12 protein-coding genes are annotated in these 14,006 nt (G+C 69.9%); 8 read left to right on the top strand and 4 right to left on the bottom strand.

Features of this window, described 5'->3' with window-relative positions:
• The first annotated feature begins 39 nt into the window (after nucleotides 1-39).
• From ACN0RJ_RS22580 to ACN0RJ_RS22570, 3 genes are read left to right on the top strand one after another with little or no spacing between them, the layout of a single operon-like run.
• Complete coding sequence (locus tag ACN0RJ_RS22580; protein WP_417725749.1) at nucleotides 40-1,005, top strand: hypothetical protein; 966 nt, start codon at nucleotides 40-42, stop codon at nucleotides 1,003-1,005.
• Complete coding sequence (locus ACN0RJ_RS22575; protein ID WP_417725748.1) at nucleotides 1,002-2,300, top strand: hypothetical protein; 1,299 nt, start codon at nucleotides 1,002-1,004, stop codon at nucleotides 2,298-2,300. The genes ACN0RJ_RS22580 and ACN0RJ_RS22575 overlap by 4 nt, the downstream gene beginning before the upstream one ends.
• Nucleotides 2,297-2,707: a hypothetical protein gene (locus tag ACN0RJ_RS22570; RefSeq protein ID WP_417725747.1), complete on the top strand. Its 411-nt coding sequence runs from the start codon at nucleotides 2,297-2,299 to the stop codon at nucleotides 2,705-2,707. The genes ACN0RJ_RS22575 and ACN0RJ_RS22570 overlap by 4 nt, the downstream gene beginning before the upstream one ends.
• Before the next feature lie 25 nt (nucleotides 2,708-2,732).
• Here the strand turns inward: ACN0RJ_RS22570 and ACN0RJ_RS22565 are convergent, their stop codons facing one another.
• Nucleotides 2,733-3,563, bottom strand: a complete 831-nt coding sequence (locus ACN0RJ_RS22565; RefSeq protein WP_417725746.1) for a hypothetical protein — start codon at nucleotides 3,561-3,563, stop codon at nucleotides 2,733-2,735.
• Between the two features lie 150 nt (nucleotides 3,564-3,713).
• On the opposite strand from ACN0RJ_RS22565, the gene ACN0RJ_RS22560 reads away from it, so the two are divergent.
• From ACN0RJ_RS22560 to ACN0RJ_RS22540, 5 genes are all read left to right on the top strand, one after another.
• On the top strand, nucleotides 3,714-4,817 hold the full coding sequence (locus ACN0RJ_RS22560; RefSeq protein WP_417725745.1) for a GSCFA domain-containing protein: 1,104 nt from the start codon (nucleotides 3,714-3,716) through the stop codon (nucleotides 4,815-4,817).
• 10 nt (nucleotides 4,818-4,827) lie between these two features.
• A complete protein-coding gene (locus ACN0RJ_RS22555) occupies nucleotides 4,828-5,550 on the top strand; it encodes a hypothetical protein (RefSeq protein ID WP_417725744.1) in 723 nt (240 codons plus the stop codon).
• Nucleotides 5,551-5,806: 256 nt separating this feature from the next.
• Nucleotides 5,807-7,573 carry a hypothetical protein gene (locus ACN0RJ_RS22550; RefSeq protein WP_417725743.1) on the top strand — a complete coding sequence of 589 codons (1,767 nt, stop codon included), beginning with the start codon at nucleotides 5,807-5,809 and terminating at the stop codon, nucleotides 7,571-7,573.
• Nucleotides 7,566-8,567 (top strand): glycosyltransferase family 4 protein, encoded by a 1,002-nt coding sequence (locus ACN0RJ_RS22545; protein WP_417725742.1) that lies wholly within the window; start codon nucleotides 7,566-7,568, stop codon nucleotides 8,565-8,567. The genes ACN0RJ_RS22550 and ACN0RJ_RS22545 overlap by 8 nt, the downstream gene beginning before the upstream one ends.
• A gap of 104 nt (nucleotides 8,568-8,671) precedes the next feature.
• Nucleotides 8,672-9,325: a hypothetical protein gene (locus ACN0RJ_RS22540; RefSeq protein WP_417725741.1), complete on the top strand. Its 654-nt coding sequence runs from the start codon at nucleotides 8,672-8,674 to the stop codon at nucleotides 9,323-9,325.
• Between the two features lie 163 nt (nucleotides 9,326-9,488).
• Here ACN0RJ_RS22540 and ACN0RJ_RS22535 read toward each other — a convergent pair whose 3' ends face one another.
• From ACN0RJ_RS22535 to ACN0RJ_RS22525, 3 genes are all read right to left on the bottom strand, one after another.
• Nucleotides 9,489-12,287 carry a S8 family serine peptidase gene (locus ACN0RJ_RS22535; RefSeq protein WP_417725740.1) on the bottom strand — a complete coding sequence of 933 codons (2,799 nt, stop codon included), beginning with the start codon at nucleotides 12,285-12,287 and terminating at the stop codon, nucleotides 9,489-9,491.
• A gap of 45 nt (nucleotides 12,288-12,332) precedes the next feature.
• Nucleotides 12,333-12,560: a hypothetical protein gene (locus tag ACN0RJ_RS22530; RefSeq protein WP_417725739.1), complete on the bottom strand. Its 228-nt coding sequence runs from the start codon at nucleotides 12,558-12,560 to the stop codon at nucleotides 12,333-12,335.
• Between the two features lie 139 nt (nucleotides 12,561-12,699).
• Nucleotides 12,700-13,722, bottom strand: coding sequence for a replication initiator protein A (locus tag ACN0RJ_RS22525; RefSeq protein ID WP_417725738.1), 1,023 nt, complete (start codon nucleotides 13,720-13,722; stop codon nucleotides 12,700-12,702).
• Nucleotides 13,723-14,006 lie beyond the last annotated feature (284 nt).

The raw sequence follows: 14,006 nt of genomic DNA, 5'->3' as shown, positions 1-14,006 counted from the left end.
TTCCTGCATTACGCGCCACCCCCCGGGGCGGCCGGCATCGTGCCCCCCGACTGGGTCGCGGCGCTGGCGGCGCGCCCGGGGGTGACGCTGGCCACCGGCCCCCTGCCCGCGCTGCCGGAGGCGGCCGGGGCGGCGGTGCTCTGCAACCCGGTGTTCTGCGAGGAGCTGACGGCGCTGGTGCGCGCCGCCCGCGCCCGCGGCGTCGCGGTGACCGGGGCGTGGGACAGCCCGGATTTCGACCTCTCGCTCTGGGCCCACGGCCCGATGCGCTTTCACCCCGTGGCCGGGCAGGAGGCGCTGCTCTCCCATATCCGGGCGCTGGCCCGGGCGCTGGCGCTCTGCGACCGGCTGCTGGTCACCGGCCCCGGCATGGCCGGCCGGCTGGCCCGGCGCCTGCCCGCGGTGCCGCGCCTCGCGCTGCCCTTCGGGCTGCCCGCGCCGCTGCCCCGGCCCGCCGCCGCGGTGCCGCGCCGCGCCGCCTTCCTGGCCGCCGCCCCGGCCCTGCGCACGGCGCTGCTGCCGCGGTTCGACAGCCTGCTGGCGGCGCTCGAAAGCCTCGATGCCGAGCTTGCGGTCTGCCCCGACACCCTGCTCCCCGACTCCGCCGCGGGGCATCCGCGCCTGCTCCGCCGCCCGGTCCCGCCGGGCCCCGGCGCCGCGCGGGCGTTCTTCTCGGGCGCGGGGGTGGCGCTGTTTCCCGCCTCCGGCGCCGGCTACTGGCAGCGCGAACTGCCCGCGGACACCGCCCTGGCGGCGCTGGCGGCGGGGGCGGCCTGCTGCGGCGCCCTGCCCGACCAGCTGCTGTCGGACCCGCCGCCCGGCGCGGTGCTGGTCCCGGCCTCCGGCGACTGGCAGGAGCCGCTCGCCCGCGCCTTCGCCCCGCCCGCCCCGCTGCCGGCGCTGCAGCAGCTGCGGCGCTGGCGCTGGCAGCGGCGGCACCGGCCCGAGCGCGTGGCGGCGCGGCTGCACGCGGCGCTCCTGGCCGCCCCGGAGGCCGCCGCATGAAGGTGCTGTTCTTCGTCGAACCCCATGCCCTGCGCGACGGCTTTTCCGAATTCGGCAGCGCGCTGCTGCACATGCTGCCGCTGGCCCGCGCGCTCCAGGACCGCGAGGGCTGCGAGGCCCGGCTCTACTGCAACGGCGCGCTCGGCGACGCGGTGCTGAAGATCGGCCCGGAATTCTGGCCGCTGGTGCTGCTGCCCGACGCCTCCGAGCGCCGCGCCCTCACCGAAAGCGCCATCCCCTGGGGCCGCGAGGGCGAGGCGCTCTGGGAAGGGCTGATGACCGATCCCGACGCCCCGCCCGCCCGGCTGCAACGCCAGATGCTGCTGCGGCTCAAGCGCGAGGTCTTCGATTACGACGCCGTGGTGCTCTGGGGCGGCAATGCCGCCGTCGCCACGGTGGCCGAGGAACACGCCCTGCCGCGCCTGCACCTGGAACTGGCCAGCTTCCGGCCGCCCTTTCCCCATGCGCTGCTGATCGACCCGGCGGGGGTGAACGGCGGCGCCACCACCGCGCGCACCGGCATCGAGGCGATCGCGCGGCGCATGCGCCCGCTGCCGGCCCGCGCCCTGTGCGACCTGATGGTCCGCAGCGGCGCCGTGCTGCCGCCGCCGGCGCCGCCGCGCGGCCCGGGCGCGCCGCCGGTGGCGCTGCTGCCGCTGCAATTGTCCGACGATGCCAACCTGCTGTTCCACAGCGACCTGCCCTCGATGGGCGCCTTCCTCGAAGCCGCCGCCACGCCGCTGCTGGCCGCCGGCTGGCGGGTCGAGATCAAGCCCCACCCCGGCGCCGCCATCCGCGGCGGCGAGGTCTGGGAGGCCCAGGAACGCTGCCTGGCCGCCTGGACCGGCACCCCCGGCGTGACCCTCCTCCCCGAGGCGATGCCCGCCGCGGACATGCTGGCCCGGGCCCGCGCCGCCGACCTCGTGGTCTCCAACAACAGCTCGGTCGCCTTCGAGGCGATGCTGCTCGGCACCCGCGCGGTGGTGCTGGGGCGGGCCTGCTTCGCCCCCTACGGCGCGCTGCCGGGGCTGGAGGAGACCATCGCCCGCCACACCGACGCCGAATGGTCCGCCTACTGGGACCGCCGGGCGCGGCTGGCGGCGACCTGGCTGCTGGCCTCGGCCTTCGTGCCCGCCGGGGCGGCGGCCGGGGCGCTGTACGACTGGCTCAGCGCCGGCACGCCCCCCGCCGATGCCTTTGCCGGGCTCGAGGCCCGCGCCTGGCGCGCCTGGCCGGGGGCCGAGGCGCTGCGTGCCGCCACGCTGATCGGTCTCGGAACGGAGGGCGCGGTATGAGCGCGGTGAGCCTGCTGCTGGCCCTGGTCGACGGTCGGGAGGCCCGGCTCCTGCCGGGGGAGGACCTGCTCCGCATCACCCTCGACGGGCAGGCCCATGCCCTGCCCCGCCTGCCGGACGCGGTGCTCAAGGCCCAGCTCGACCAGCACGCGGCGGGGACGGAGCTCAGCTGTTCCGGCTGGGCGATCTGGGAAGAGGACCGCCGCCCCCCGGCGCTGATCTGCCTGGCGGACGGCACGGGGCTCCTGCACGTCGCCCGCCGCCTGCCCCGGCCCGACATCCGCGCCATGCAGCGGCTGGATTTCGACATGACCGGCTTTGCCGCCAGCTGCCCCGTCGTGGGGGAGGGCCCGGCGCAGCTGGTCTTCCTCGGCACCGGGGGCGGGGTGTGCAAGCCGCTGGGCTGACGCCCCCGCGCGCCGTCCGGCCCGGTCAGGCCGGAACCGGCAGCTCCGTGCCCCAGCGGGTGTTCATCGCGCGGTTGCTTTCGGCATAGAAGGCCTCGATCCGGGCGCGCTGCGCCGGGCTCGCGCGCAGCTTTTCCGCGCCGTAGGCATGCACGGTCACGGTGTTCTTCAGCCCCTTGCGCAGCTCTTCCTTGGCCTCGCTCTCGGGCAGGCGGCCGAGCGCGCGGTTGGTCTGGCGCAGGATCTCCATGCTTTCCACCGGCAGGCTGACATTGGCCTGGCCCGGGTCCTCGAAGGGCACGTCCTCCGCCCGGACCCCGAACCGGCCCAGCACGTCGCCCAGCACCGTGCCGCCCTTGTAGTGATGCACCTCGAGCGCCGCGCCGAACACGCCCTCCCAGTCGGCGGCGAAGCCGGCGAAATCCAGCGAGCGTTTCTTGCGCATGACGAAATCGAGGTACTTCTCGAAGGGCAGCACCCCGCCGCGCTTGATGTAGGTGGAATAGAAGCTGACGATCCAGTCGGTCTGGTCGCGCACGTAGAGCACGACCTTGTATTCGCCCGGCATCATCGCATCGAGGATCGGTTTCAGCCCGGCGATGTAGTCCGGCGTGTTGAGATCGCGGTAGAAGAATTCCGAGATCAGCAGGTTGCGGTCCGGGGCCGGGCGGAAATGCTCGGGCAGGCCGACCCCGGGCGCGCCGCGCCGCGCCGCGGCGACGATCGCCTTGGCCATGTTGGACGAGGACAGGTAGGTGATCCCGGCGGTATCGGCAAAGACCGGCTTGTTGGAATTGAACAGCCGCTGAAGATAGGTTGTCGAGGTCTTTTCCGCCCCGATATAGACGTAGTTCATGCTCTGCCCCTGCTGAAATCCGCGGCCATTCATACACCGCCGAGGCACCGTGACAAGCCGGTGACCGGCCTTTCGCACCTGCGGAAAGGGATGGACACCGCGCGCCCAGCCTGTAACCCTCGCAGCCGTGCCCGAGCCGAGGAGGTGTCCATGTCCAACCCCTATTCATCGCTGGAGGCCCGCGCCTTCTGGTCGCCCGCCGTGGGCAAGCGCAGCCTGTTCGACATCTCCGATCTCTGGAAGGCGCCCTTCGCGATCGACCGCCGTTCCAGGATCGCCACCTTCGGCTCCTGCTTCGCGCAGCATTTCAGCCGCGCGCTGGTGGCCCGCGGCTTTACCTGGCTCGATGCCGAACCCGCGCCCGAGGGGCTGTCGGCCGAACATGCCAAGGCCTACAACTACGGCGTCTTCACCGCCCGCACCGCCAATATCTACACCACCTCGCTGCTGCGCCAGTGGACCGAATGGGCGCTGGGACATGCCGAGGACCCCAAGATCTTCTGGGAGGACGAGGCGGGCCGGATCTACGATCCCTTCCGCCCGGTGATCGAGCCCGGCGGCTTTGCCAGCCCCGAGGAGATGTTCGCCGCCCGCGCCCGCTGCATCGAGGCCTTCCGCACCGCGATCATGGAGAGCGACATCTTCGTCTTCACCCTGGGTCTCACCGAAAGCTGGTTCGATGCCGAGGGCGGCTGGGAATATCCCATGTGTCCGGGCACGGCCGCGGGCAGCTTCGATGCGGAAAAGCACGTCTTCCGCAATCAGGATTACGAGTTCGTCCGCAAGAACCTGATGCAGGCGATCCGCATGATGCGCGCCGCGCGCAAGGGGGGGCCGCGCTTCCTGCTCACCGTCTCGCCGGTGCCGCTGACCGCGACCAATTCCGGCAATCACGTGCTGGTGGCGACGATGGAGAGCAAATCCATCCTGCGCGCGGTGGCGGGCAACGTGGCGGGGGCGCTCACCAACGTGAGCTACTTCCCCTCCTACGAGATCATCAATTCCCCCGCCTATCGCGGCTCCTTCTTCGAGCCGAACATGCGCAGCGTGAACCCGCACGGGGTCGACCACGTGATGAAGACCTTCTTTGCCGGCCTGCCCGAGGCGGTGCGCAAGGCCGCCGCCGCGCCCGCCGCGCAGCCGGGCCCCCGCAAGGGCGCCAAGGGCGGCAAGGGCCGGGCCGGGGCGGCGACATCCGCCGACGACACGGTCTGCGAAGAGGAACTGCTCGCCGCCTTCGGGTCGGGCGACTGAGCCGCTCCGCATGACGACGCCGCGCAGGATCGCCGTTCTCGGCAACAGCCACGCCGCCTGTCTCAAGGCCGCGCTCGACGCCGATCCGGCGCTCGGCGCGGGGCGGGACATCACCTTCTATGCCGCCATCGCCGAGCTGATGGCCGGGTTCCGCGCCACCGGCCCCGTGCTCGCCGCGCAGGACGACAAGCTGAAGACACAGCTGGCCCGCAGCGCCGGGAGCGACCGGCTCGACCCGGCGGGGTTCGACGGCTTCCTGCTGGTCGGGATGAGCTTCAAGCTGCACCCGCTCCCCGACGCCCGGCTGTCGCGCGCGGTGACGGCCCATGCGGTGCGCGACCGCATCACCGCCGGCTACGGCTGGCGGCTGGCCTGCGAGTTGCGCGCCCTGACCGCGGCGCCGATCCACGTGGCCCACATGCCGCTGCCCGCGCTCGACCGCGACCGGTTCGAGGCCGAGACCCCCTGCCCCGCCGGCTACGACGCGCTGGCCGGGCTCTGGGCCGGGGTGCTGGCGGACCGGGATCTGACCCTGCTGCGCCAGCCCGCCGACACCCGCTTCGGCGACCTGATGACCCGGCGCTCCTTCGCGCGGGGATCGGTGCGCATGGCCGACGGCGCCGCCCATGGCGACGACGAACGCTTCCACATGAACGCGCAATACGGCCGCCGCCTGCTGGAAGAGTGGTTCGCCGCGCTGTCCGGGACGGCTGCGCCCGGCGATGAAATTTGACGCGAAACCCGCCGGGATGCCCGCGAAACCGGCAGCCGAGCTTGCAATCGCGGCAGGCTCATTCTACTGACCTCAGGACATTTCCGTCCGGTTTTTTCTCGGGTTTTCACGCATGGGTTCCGACGGCGGTTCCGACGGTCACGACAACAAGGGATACGCAATGCATCGGGTTGCGCTGACAGATTCTTTTCACCTTCACGCACGAAATTTTCCTTCTCTTTTCAAATGCCTGGAGAAATCCAACATCACCCCGACGGTGTTTCTCGACCGCGAGAACGAAAGTTGGGGACTGATCCAGGCCACCGGCAATTACGACGCGCTGGATGACCGGGTCGCCCCGTTCATCGCCCGCTCGATCCGCACCGAGGCCGAGGTGTTCGCCGCCCGCGACGCCGATACGCTCTTCGCCACCGAGGTGGCCAACCTGCGGCTCTGGCCGCTCTGCCGGTCCGAGGCGCTGGCCTACCTGCTGACCCTGGACAACTGGCAGACCGACCTCATGCCCAAGGACGACCGGGCGATCTTCGACAAGGCCTGGAACGAGAACCGCGAGGTGCTGGCGCTGAACATGGCGGCGGCGAGCTACTGGCTCAACACCTGGTACGACCGCCGCAAGGAGATCTTCGGGCATCACTACTGCTGCGTCTTCTCGGGCTCGATGACCTACACCCGCACCCTGATGGAGCTGCTGCGCCGCTCGCCCACCAAGGCGATCGTGATGGAGAGCACCTTCACCGGCAACGATTTCATCTTCGAGGAGATGTATCACCCGGTGGCCAACAACCTCGGCGTCCAGCACCCGACCCTGCGCGCCTCGCGGCGCGAGCCCAACATGGAAGTGCCCAACCAGTACGACCGCGAGGTCATCAAGGCGCGCAACAAGGTGCTGTCGGCCAGCAACAAGAACGTCACCCAGCCGCCCGTGCGCTCGCTGCCGCAGTTCCCCGAGGACCGGCCGCAGCTGCTGCTGGTCGGCCAGGTGGTCAACGACTTCTCGCTGATCGAGGACGGCTTTCCCTACGTGAACTCGATCCCGGCCTATACCGCCCTGATCGACCGGCTGCTGGACGAGACCGCGTGCAACATCGTCTTCAAGGCGCATCCCTGGGAGAACAAGAAGGTTCACCTGAAATCGCCCAAGACCTTCGACGCGCTGGCCCGGCACGTGGCCGCGATGCCCGACGCGCGGCGCGCGCGGGTGCTGCTGGTCGAGGACGTGAACCTGCAGTCCCTGATCGAGGACAGCCAGTATTTCGTCACCTTCTGTTCCCAGGCGGGGATCGAGGCGGCGATGATGGGGCTCAGGCCCTTCATCCTCGGCCGGGCCTTCTATTCCGGTGCCGGGTTCACCGAGGATTGCGCCGATATCGACACGCTGGCCCGCGCCGTGGCGACCACGCCCGGCCTGCTGGATCTCGACGGCTACAAGGCCTTCGACCGCTTCCTGGTGGACCTGTTCCAGTACGGCACGATCTCGGTCTTCGAGAGCGGCGAGAAGCGCATCCGCAACATGCTGATGCGCCCGACGCCGCTGGAACAGAAGACCCCGCTGCGCACCGAGCTCGAGCTGGGCAACACCCAGCGGCGCTCGCGCTCCACCGCGCAGCGCTGGAACGGCGTGATGCGCAAGAAATCCGCGCTCGTCCACGATCCCGAGGCGATCCGCGCCCTGGCGCCGCGCCTCGAGGTGGAGCTGATCGACATGCCGGCCAGGCTGTCCAGCACCGCGGGCACCATCGAGATTGCCGTCGCGGTCTCAAACACCAGCGATTTCATCGTGCCCGAGCGGCTGGCGGGCAAGCCCTTCCGGCTGTCCTACCACGTTCTCACCGGGGCCGGGGAACGCTACCTGTGGAACGGCGAGATGACCGACCTGCCCTCCGAGGTGCACACCGACGCCCGCTTCACCATGCAGTTCAAGGTGCCGCCCGAGCCCGGGCGCTTCAGGATCATTCCCGGGATGTTCTATCCCGGCGTCTGCTGGTTCGACGACAACCGCGAATGGGAGATCGACGTTGCATAAGATCGCCACCCCCGATTTCGCCGCCTCCCTCCCCGAGGACATGCCGCGGCCGCTGAAGGTCAATTTCGTGATCTCCAAGGATCTGAAATCGAAGATCTTCCACGACATCTTCAAGCGCTACCTGCAGTTCGATCCCGCCCTGCTGGAGGTGACGATCAGCGAACAGCCGGTCGACGGCGCGCATGTCCACCACTACCACCGCCCGCATCTCGAGACCGAGCTCAAGGCGCCCGCCGTGGTCACCGTGCACCACGACCCGCGCGACGTGGACCCCTGGCTCGAGCCGCGCAAGTTCTGGGCCGTCTACCGCCAGACCGCGCGCATCGTCTGCCTGAACTCGCTGCAGGTCGACGACCTCGCAAAGGAGGGTCTGACCAACACGCTGGTGATCCCGCACGGCTATGACGACATCATCTTCTCCAAGGAGAAGAAGACCTTCGATCCCGGCCGCAAGGTCAACATCGGCATCGTGTCGAAACGCTACGACCGCCGCTTCAAGGGCGATGCCTACATCTTCGAACTGGTCGACCGGCTCGATCCCGAGCGGGTGCGCTTCACCCTGGTGGGCGCGGGGCGCTCGCTCGACGCGGCGCGGATGCGCGAGATGGGATTCGAGGTCGACGTCTTCGAATTCCTGCCCTACCGGCTGTTCGGCGATCTCTATCACCGCATGGATTTCCTGCTGATGGTGTCGACCTACGAGGGCGGCCCGGCCAACCTGCCCGAGGCGCTGGCCTCCTCGACGCCGATCCTGTGCACCAACTGCGGCATGGTCCCCGACCTGATCCGCGACGGCGAGAACGGGCGCATCCTGTCGGGCAACATCCGCGACGACATGGCCATGCTCGATGCCATCGTGGACAACCGCGACGGCGCGGCCGATGCGCTGTTCGAGGGGGCCCATGCGCTGCAGACCGCGATCACCTGGGAAGACGTCATCGCCCTGCATATCCGCATGTATGCGGAAATCGTGGCCGAAACGCAGCCCGCCTGACACAGGGCCCCGAAAATGCCGGGGGGTGGATGGTTCCCCCCGGCGTTTCCGCCTAAAGTTGCCGAGGCCCGCGGGCCGCGCCCCCACTCGCTGAAAGTTGCTGCATGATCCTCTGTAACGGTTGCTCCAAATCCGGCACGCATTTCCTCACCAGCCTGATGCTCTCCATGGGCAAGACCCAGCTGGGCGGGACCCTGATCAAGCGGCCGAAGAAGCCGCTGACCGTGACCAGCAAGAAGCCGCTGGCCGAGATCTTTGCCGCCGATGACGACCAGTTCATCCATTCCCACCTGATCCACCGGCCGCAGCTGGCCGAGAAGATGCGGGCCCACAAGCACCTGTTCATCATCCGCCACCCGCGCAACATCGCGATTTCCTGGATGCGCCACCGCAACAAGCAGGATGCCGCCATCGTGGAATCCGCCGGGACGCTGGAAATGATCATCCGCGGCGGGTTCTTCGGCCATCCGGTGCCCGAGTTCATCGGCTACCACCTGCCCTGGCGCGACGAGGACGGCGTCTGCTGCATCCGCTTCGAGGACCTGGTGGCCCGCGATGCCGCCAGCCTGCAGCGCATCGCCGACACCGTCGGCGGCACCGCCGACCCCGAGCATTACGCCCGCGCCTTCGGCGACAGCTCGACCTGGACCGGCAAGGTCAGCGACTGGTCCGACAGCCCCTACTGGACCGAGGCGGTGGAAACCGCCTGGACCGAGGCCGGCGGCCCGGAGATCGAGGCGGCGGCGGGGTACGCCTGAGCGCGCCTCCGCGCGACCGCTTGCCCGGGCGCGTACCCGCGCGACCGCTTGCCCGGGCGCGCCCCCGCGCGACCACTTGCCCGGGCGCGTACCCGCGCGACCACTTGCCCCTCAGCGCTCCCGCCCGGGCCGGGCGCGCCTCCGCGGGCACGCCCGGCCCGGCTCAGACAAAGACGAAATCCGAGAAATCCGTCAGCACCGTGCCCGGCAGGAAGATCGTGTCGGTGCTGCCGGCGATCTCGATCAGCGTGTTGCTGGCCGAGGTGGTCAGGGTCAGGTCGCCCTGCACGTGGCCGTGCATCTCGATCACGTCGCTGCCGGGGGTGAAGCCGTAGATCCTGTCGCTGCCGAAACCGCCGTCGAAGACGAAGGTATCCGCATCGGTGCCGCCATAGAGCCGGTCGTCGCCCGCGCCGCCGTCGATGGTGTCGGCCCCGGCATTGCCGTAGAGCGTGTCGTTGCCCGCGCCGCCCCAGATCCGGTCGCCGTCGTCATCGCCCTGGATCAGGTCGGCCTCGCTGCCGCCGTCGATGGTGTCGGCGCCGGTCCCGCCGAGGAGGGTGTCGGCGCCGCCGTTGCCCTCGATCAGGTCGCCGAGGTCGTTGCCCTCGATGTAGTCGTCGCCGTTGCCGCCGCGGATCGTGTCCGCGCCGTTCTGCCCGGTCAGTGAATCGTTGCCGTCGCCGCCGAGCAGGCTGTCGGCCCCGCCGCCGCCGTCGATGGTGTCGTCGGCCTTGTTGCCGATCAGCGTGTCGTTGCCGGTGCCGCCGGTGATCAGGTCGCGCCCGTCGCCGCCGGTGATGCTGTCGGAGCCGCTGCCGCCGTCGAGCGTGTCGTTGCCGAGATTGCCCTGGATGGTGTCGTTGTTGTCGCCGCCCAGGATGCTGTCGGTGTTGCCGCCGCCGATCAGCAGGTCGTTGCCCGCGCCGCCGAGCAGGGTGTCGGCGCCGTTCTCGCCGCGCAGCGTGTCGCCCTGGTTGCCGCCGTAGAGCAGATCGCCCGAATCCCCGCCCAGCAGCGAATCCGCGCCATCCTCGCCGCGCAGCGTGTCCGCCCCGATGCCGCCGAGGATCGTGTCCGCCCCGCCGCCGCCGTTCAGCGTGTCGCTGCCGGCGCCGCCGAGCAGGGAATCCGCGCCGTCGCCGCCGTCGAGCAGATCCGCCCCGAGCCCGCCGTCGAGCGTGTCGTTGCCGCCGTAGCCCGAGATCACGTCGCCGCCGCGCATCCCGTGCAGCGCGTTGCCGCTGCCGTTGCCGGTGATCGTGTCGTTGCCGTCGCCGGTCACCGCGTTCTCGATCACCGTGCCCGCGGCGATGTCGAACCAGGCCGTGCCCGCCACCACCGCGCCGCCGCTGCCGCCGGTCCCGAGGTTCAGCACGATGTTTCCGGCAACCGGCGCGAGGTTGATCCAGTCGGTGCCCGCCAGGTCGGTGAGCGTGCCGCGCCCGGCGTCCGCCGCCAGCATCGCGGCGAATTCGCCGTTGTAGTGATGCACGTCGTCGTCGCTTGCCTCCGAGCCGTAGATCACCAGCTGCGCGTCGTAGAGATAGGCGTAATCGCCGCTGTAGACATCCGCCACCTCGATGGTCCAGGTGCCGAGCGCGCTTTCCCCGCGCAGGTGTTCCTCGGCAAAGCTCCAGGTGTCCATGCTCAGCGTCCCGGCGCCGCCGCTTTCGTACTTGGTCACCGTGGTGGTGCCGTCGGGCGAGGTCAGCGTGATGCGCAGGTCGCCGGGATAGGTGGAGGAGAATTCGAGCTGCAGCATCACCGTGTCGATCTCGAGATCCTCGGTCACCTCGAGGGTGAAGACCTCGCTCGTGCCGTCGGCATCGCCCAGCCGCACCCCGCCCAGGGACACGGTGTTCGAGGTCACGATCATCTCGTTGGCCGAGGTTTCGGCCGCGCCGAACAGGCCCCAGACCTCGGCGTTGCGCACGGAGGTGTAGGCGTCGATCATGCCGTAGCCGTAATCGCCGCTGATGTGCTGGCCGCCGCCGTTCACCGTGGCGGCATTGGTGGTCCAGGGGTCGTGCTCGTAGGTTCCCGAGCCGTCCATCGTGCCGGTATAGGCGGCCGAGACCGCCAGGATGTCCTGCACGTCGCGCCAGCCGAGACCGGGGGCGGCCTCGAGCATCAGCGCGGTCAGCCCCGAGACGATGGGCGTCGCCGCCGAGGTGCCGCCGAAACCCGAGGTGTAGTCGCCGGGGTCGTAGCCGTCGCTGCCGAGCCGGTCGGTGGTGACGGCGCCGGCGGGGGCGGTCACCAGGATCGCGCCGCCGAAGTTGGAGTAGTAGGTGAGGTCGCCGGAGGAGTCCGAGGCGGCGATGGTGTTGGTGAAGCGCGAGGCATTGGTGCCCGACCCGTTGGCGTCGCGGGTGTCGTTGCCCGCCGCCTGGTTGATGATCACCCCGAGCCCGCCGCGCCCGTCGGCGGCCAGGGCCTCGTATTCCGTCTCGAGTTCGGCGGCGAAGGAGGTCGGGTTGTTCAGGTTCTGGTAGGTGTCGCTGTAGGACGGGGTCGAACCCCAGCTGTTGGACATGATGTCGAACAGGTCCGCGGCCTGGCTCACCACGTGGTAGAACGGGGTGCTGTCGGCGGCGTTGATGTAGCCGTAGGTGCCGCTGTCGAAGATGTTCACCCCGGTGATCGAGGCCTGGTGCGCCACCCCGCTGCCGCCCTGCCCGTTGCCCTGCGCCGCCGCGATCAGCCCGGCGACCGCGGTGCCGTGCCCGTCGCCCGGCGCGCCCGGGGTCGGGACGATCGCCGCCCCGAGATTGTCGAGCACATGGCGCGAGGGATCGTAATTCGCCGCAAGGTCGGGATGGGCGATGTCGATGCCGTCATCGTAGATTCCGACATGCACGCCGAGGCCGGAATACTCCTCCCAGACGGTTTCGATGTCTCCGATCAGCGGGAAATGCCACTGGCTTGCATACAGCGGGTCGGTCGGGGTGACGGGCATGAAAGGACTCCTGTTCGCTCAAAGGGGATCGTGGAAAATGGGGGATCAGCCGCCGGTCAGCGGCTCCCGCGTGGCAACGAGAAAGCCGGGACCCTGCATGCAGCGCGACATGCGCACGAAATGCCCGGTCAGGCGCAGCCGGGCGCCCGCCGGATATCCGTCGGCGCCGGCATTCTCGAGACTGACGGTGCGGCCGTCGGCCAGGCGGAACTGGATGCAGGGCGCGCCGGGGCCCAGCACGGTGCCCTCGATGATGATGGCCGCCTCTGCCATGCCCGATTCCGCCTCCTGTCGCGCTGCGTCCGTCCCGTCTCAGGATACACGCTTTCCACGAAAATCCGGCGTGAATATGACACCCGCAAGCAGAGTCGCCGCCGCGCGGGTCCCGGCCCGGGGGGGCACCGGCGCGATGTCAGCTTCGGCGCGCCGCCTGTTTTCCGACCCAGCCGAGGAAGGCGCGGTCGGGGCTGGAGAGGCGCTTGCGCCCCGATCCCGCCCACCAGGCCCGCCATTCGGCGGCCAGCGCATGCACGTCGGCGCCGGGCATGAGGGCGCGGGCCTGGTCCAGCGCCGCCTCGGTCGGGACCGGTCCGGGGCCCGGCGCCTCGACCACCCCGGCGCGGGCAAAGGCGATGCGGTCGCCCTCCTCCTCGGTCATCTCGTAATCGGGCAGGTTGGCATCCGCGATCATCCGGCGCAGCGCCGCGCGGAACACCCGCACCGGCGCGGTGGAGCCGGATTTCTTGTGCAGGGTCGCCACGCTCACCACCCAGGCGGGCTGGCGGCCGCAATGCTTGCGGGCCAGTTCGTAGATCCGCCGCTCCAGCGGCTTCCTCAGGCGGAAATAGTCCCTGTTCAGCGTCAGCACGGATTTTGCCAGCACCGCCCGGAACAGCCAGTCCGACAGGGTCACCGTGACGCTGATCATCCGCCCGCCGCGGGACTTGCGCACGATCTCCCAGGCCTCGATCAGGCCGAAACCGCGCGTGGTCTCGAGCCCGCCTGTGGCGAGGTTGGTGGTGATGCGGGTGCCGGCGAGACGCTCGAAGGCCTCCTTGAGCCGCATGTAGGCATCGCCCGAGGTGTCGCGGTTGGTGGCCACCAGCAGGTCGTGCGCCTTGAGCTGGAGCGTGCGCGACACCTCGCGCCCGGCGTTCAGCGCCGCCATCAGCTGGGAGACGCAGTAGATCAGCACGTCCTTGTCGTGGATCGTGGCGCGGCCCCTGACGCTGGGGGTGACCTCGATGCTGGTGCCGTTGTGGGCATAGGAGAGCACCCGCCGGTCGGGCCGGGTCGAGAGCGAGAAGATCGGATGTTCCATCGAGCCGAGGTCGTCCTTGGGCGCGGCATCGAAGATGTCGCAGACGAAGAAATCCGCCGTCGGGTGACGGTCGGGGGCAAGCCCTCCGGGGCCGCCTGTCGGGGCTGATGCCATGCCTGGTCCTCTGCTCGTCCCCTGCCCGTTCTGCCGCCCGGCGGGCGAGTCGGATCTATCGGGGTTTCAGTGACACCCAACCTAGACTTATCCACAATCCCCGTCCATCCCGCAGCCGGCTGCCAGCGTGGGATCGGAGTCGCCCGGACGTGGGATCGGAGTCGCAACAACGTCGGATCGGAGTCGCCCGAGCCCGCCAAGGGCAGGAAACCGGCATTGGAAAACAAGGGCTTGGCGAAAATCCCCGCAGCCCTTAACATATAGATAACAGATAAAATAACAAA

The organism is Salipiger sp. (assembly GCF_048261495.1).
Taxonomy (GTDB): Bacteria; Pseudomonadota; Alphaproteobacteria; order Rhodobacterales; family Rhodobacteraceae; genus Salipiger.
Note: the sequence above shows the minus strand (reverse complement) of the source record. Positions and strands in the feature narration are given on the sequence as shown.

Coding starts and splice junctions, on each gene's coding strand:
- ACN0RJ_RS22575 (WP_417725748.1), top strand. CDS start 1,002: ATGAAGGTGCTGTTCTTCGTCGAACCCCATGCCCTGCGCGACGGCTTT.
- ACN0RJ_RS22570 (WP_417725747.1), top strand. CDS start 2,297: ATGAGCGCGGTGAGCCTGCTGCTGGCCCTGGTCGACGGTCGGGAGGCC.
- ACN0RJ_RS22565 (WP_417725746.1), bottom strand. CDS start 3,563: ATGAACTACGTCTATATCGGGGCGGAAAAGACCTCGACAACCTATCTT.
- ACN0RJ_RS22560 (WP_417725745.1), top strand. CDS start 3,714: ATGTCCAACCCCTATTCATCGCTGGAGGCCCGCGCCTTCTGGTCGCCC.
- ACN0RJ_RS22555 (WP_417725744.1), top strand. CDS start 4,828: ATGACGACGCCGCGCAGGATCGCCGTTCTCGGCAACAGCCACGCCGCC.
- ACN0RJ_RS22540 (WP_417725741.1), top strand. CDS start 8,672: ATGATCCTCTGTAACGGTTGCTCCAAATCCGGCACGCATTTCCTCACC.
- ACN0RJ_RS22535 (WP_417725740.1), bottom strand. CDS start 12,287: ATGCCCGTCACCCCGACCGACCCGCTGTATGCAAGCCAGTGGCATTTC.
- ACN0RJ_RS22530 (WP_417725739.1), bottom strand. CDS start 12,560: ATGGCAGAGGCGGCCATCATCATCGAGGGCACCGTGCTGGGCCCCGGC.
- ACN0RJ_RS22525 (WP_417725738.1), bottom strand. CDS start 13,722: ATGGCATCAGCCCCGACAGGCGGCCCCGGAGGGCTTGCCCCCGACCGT.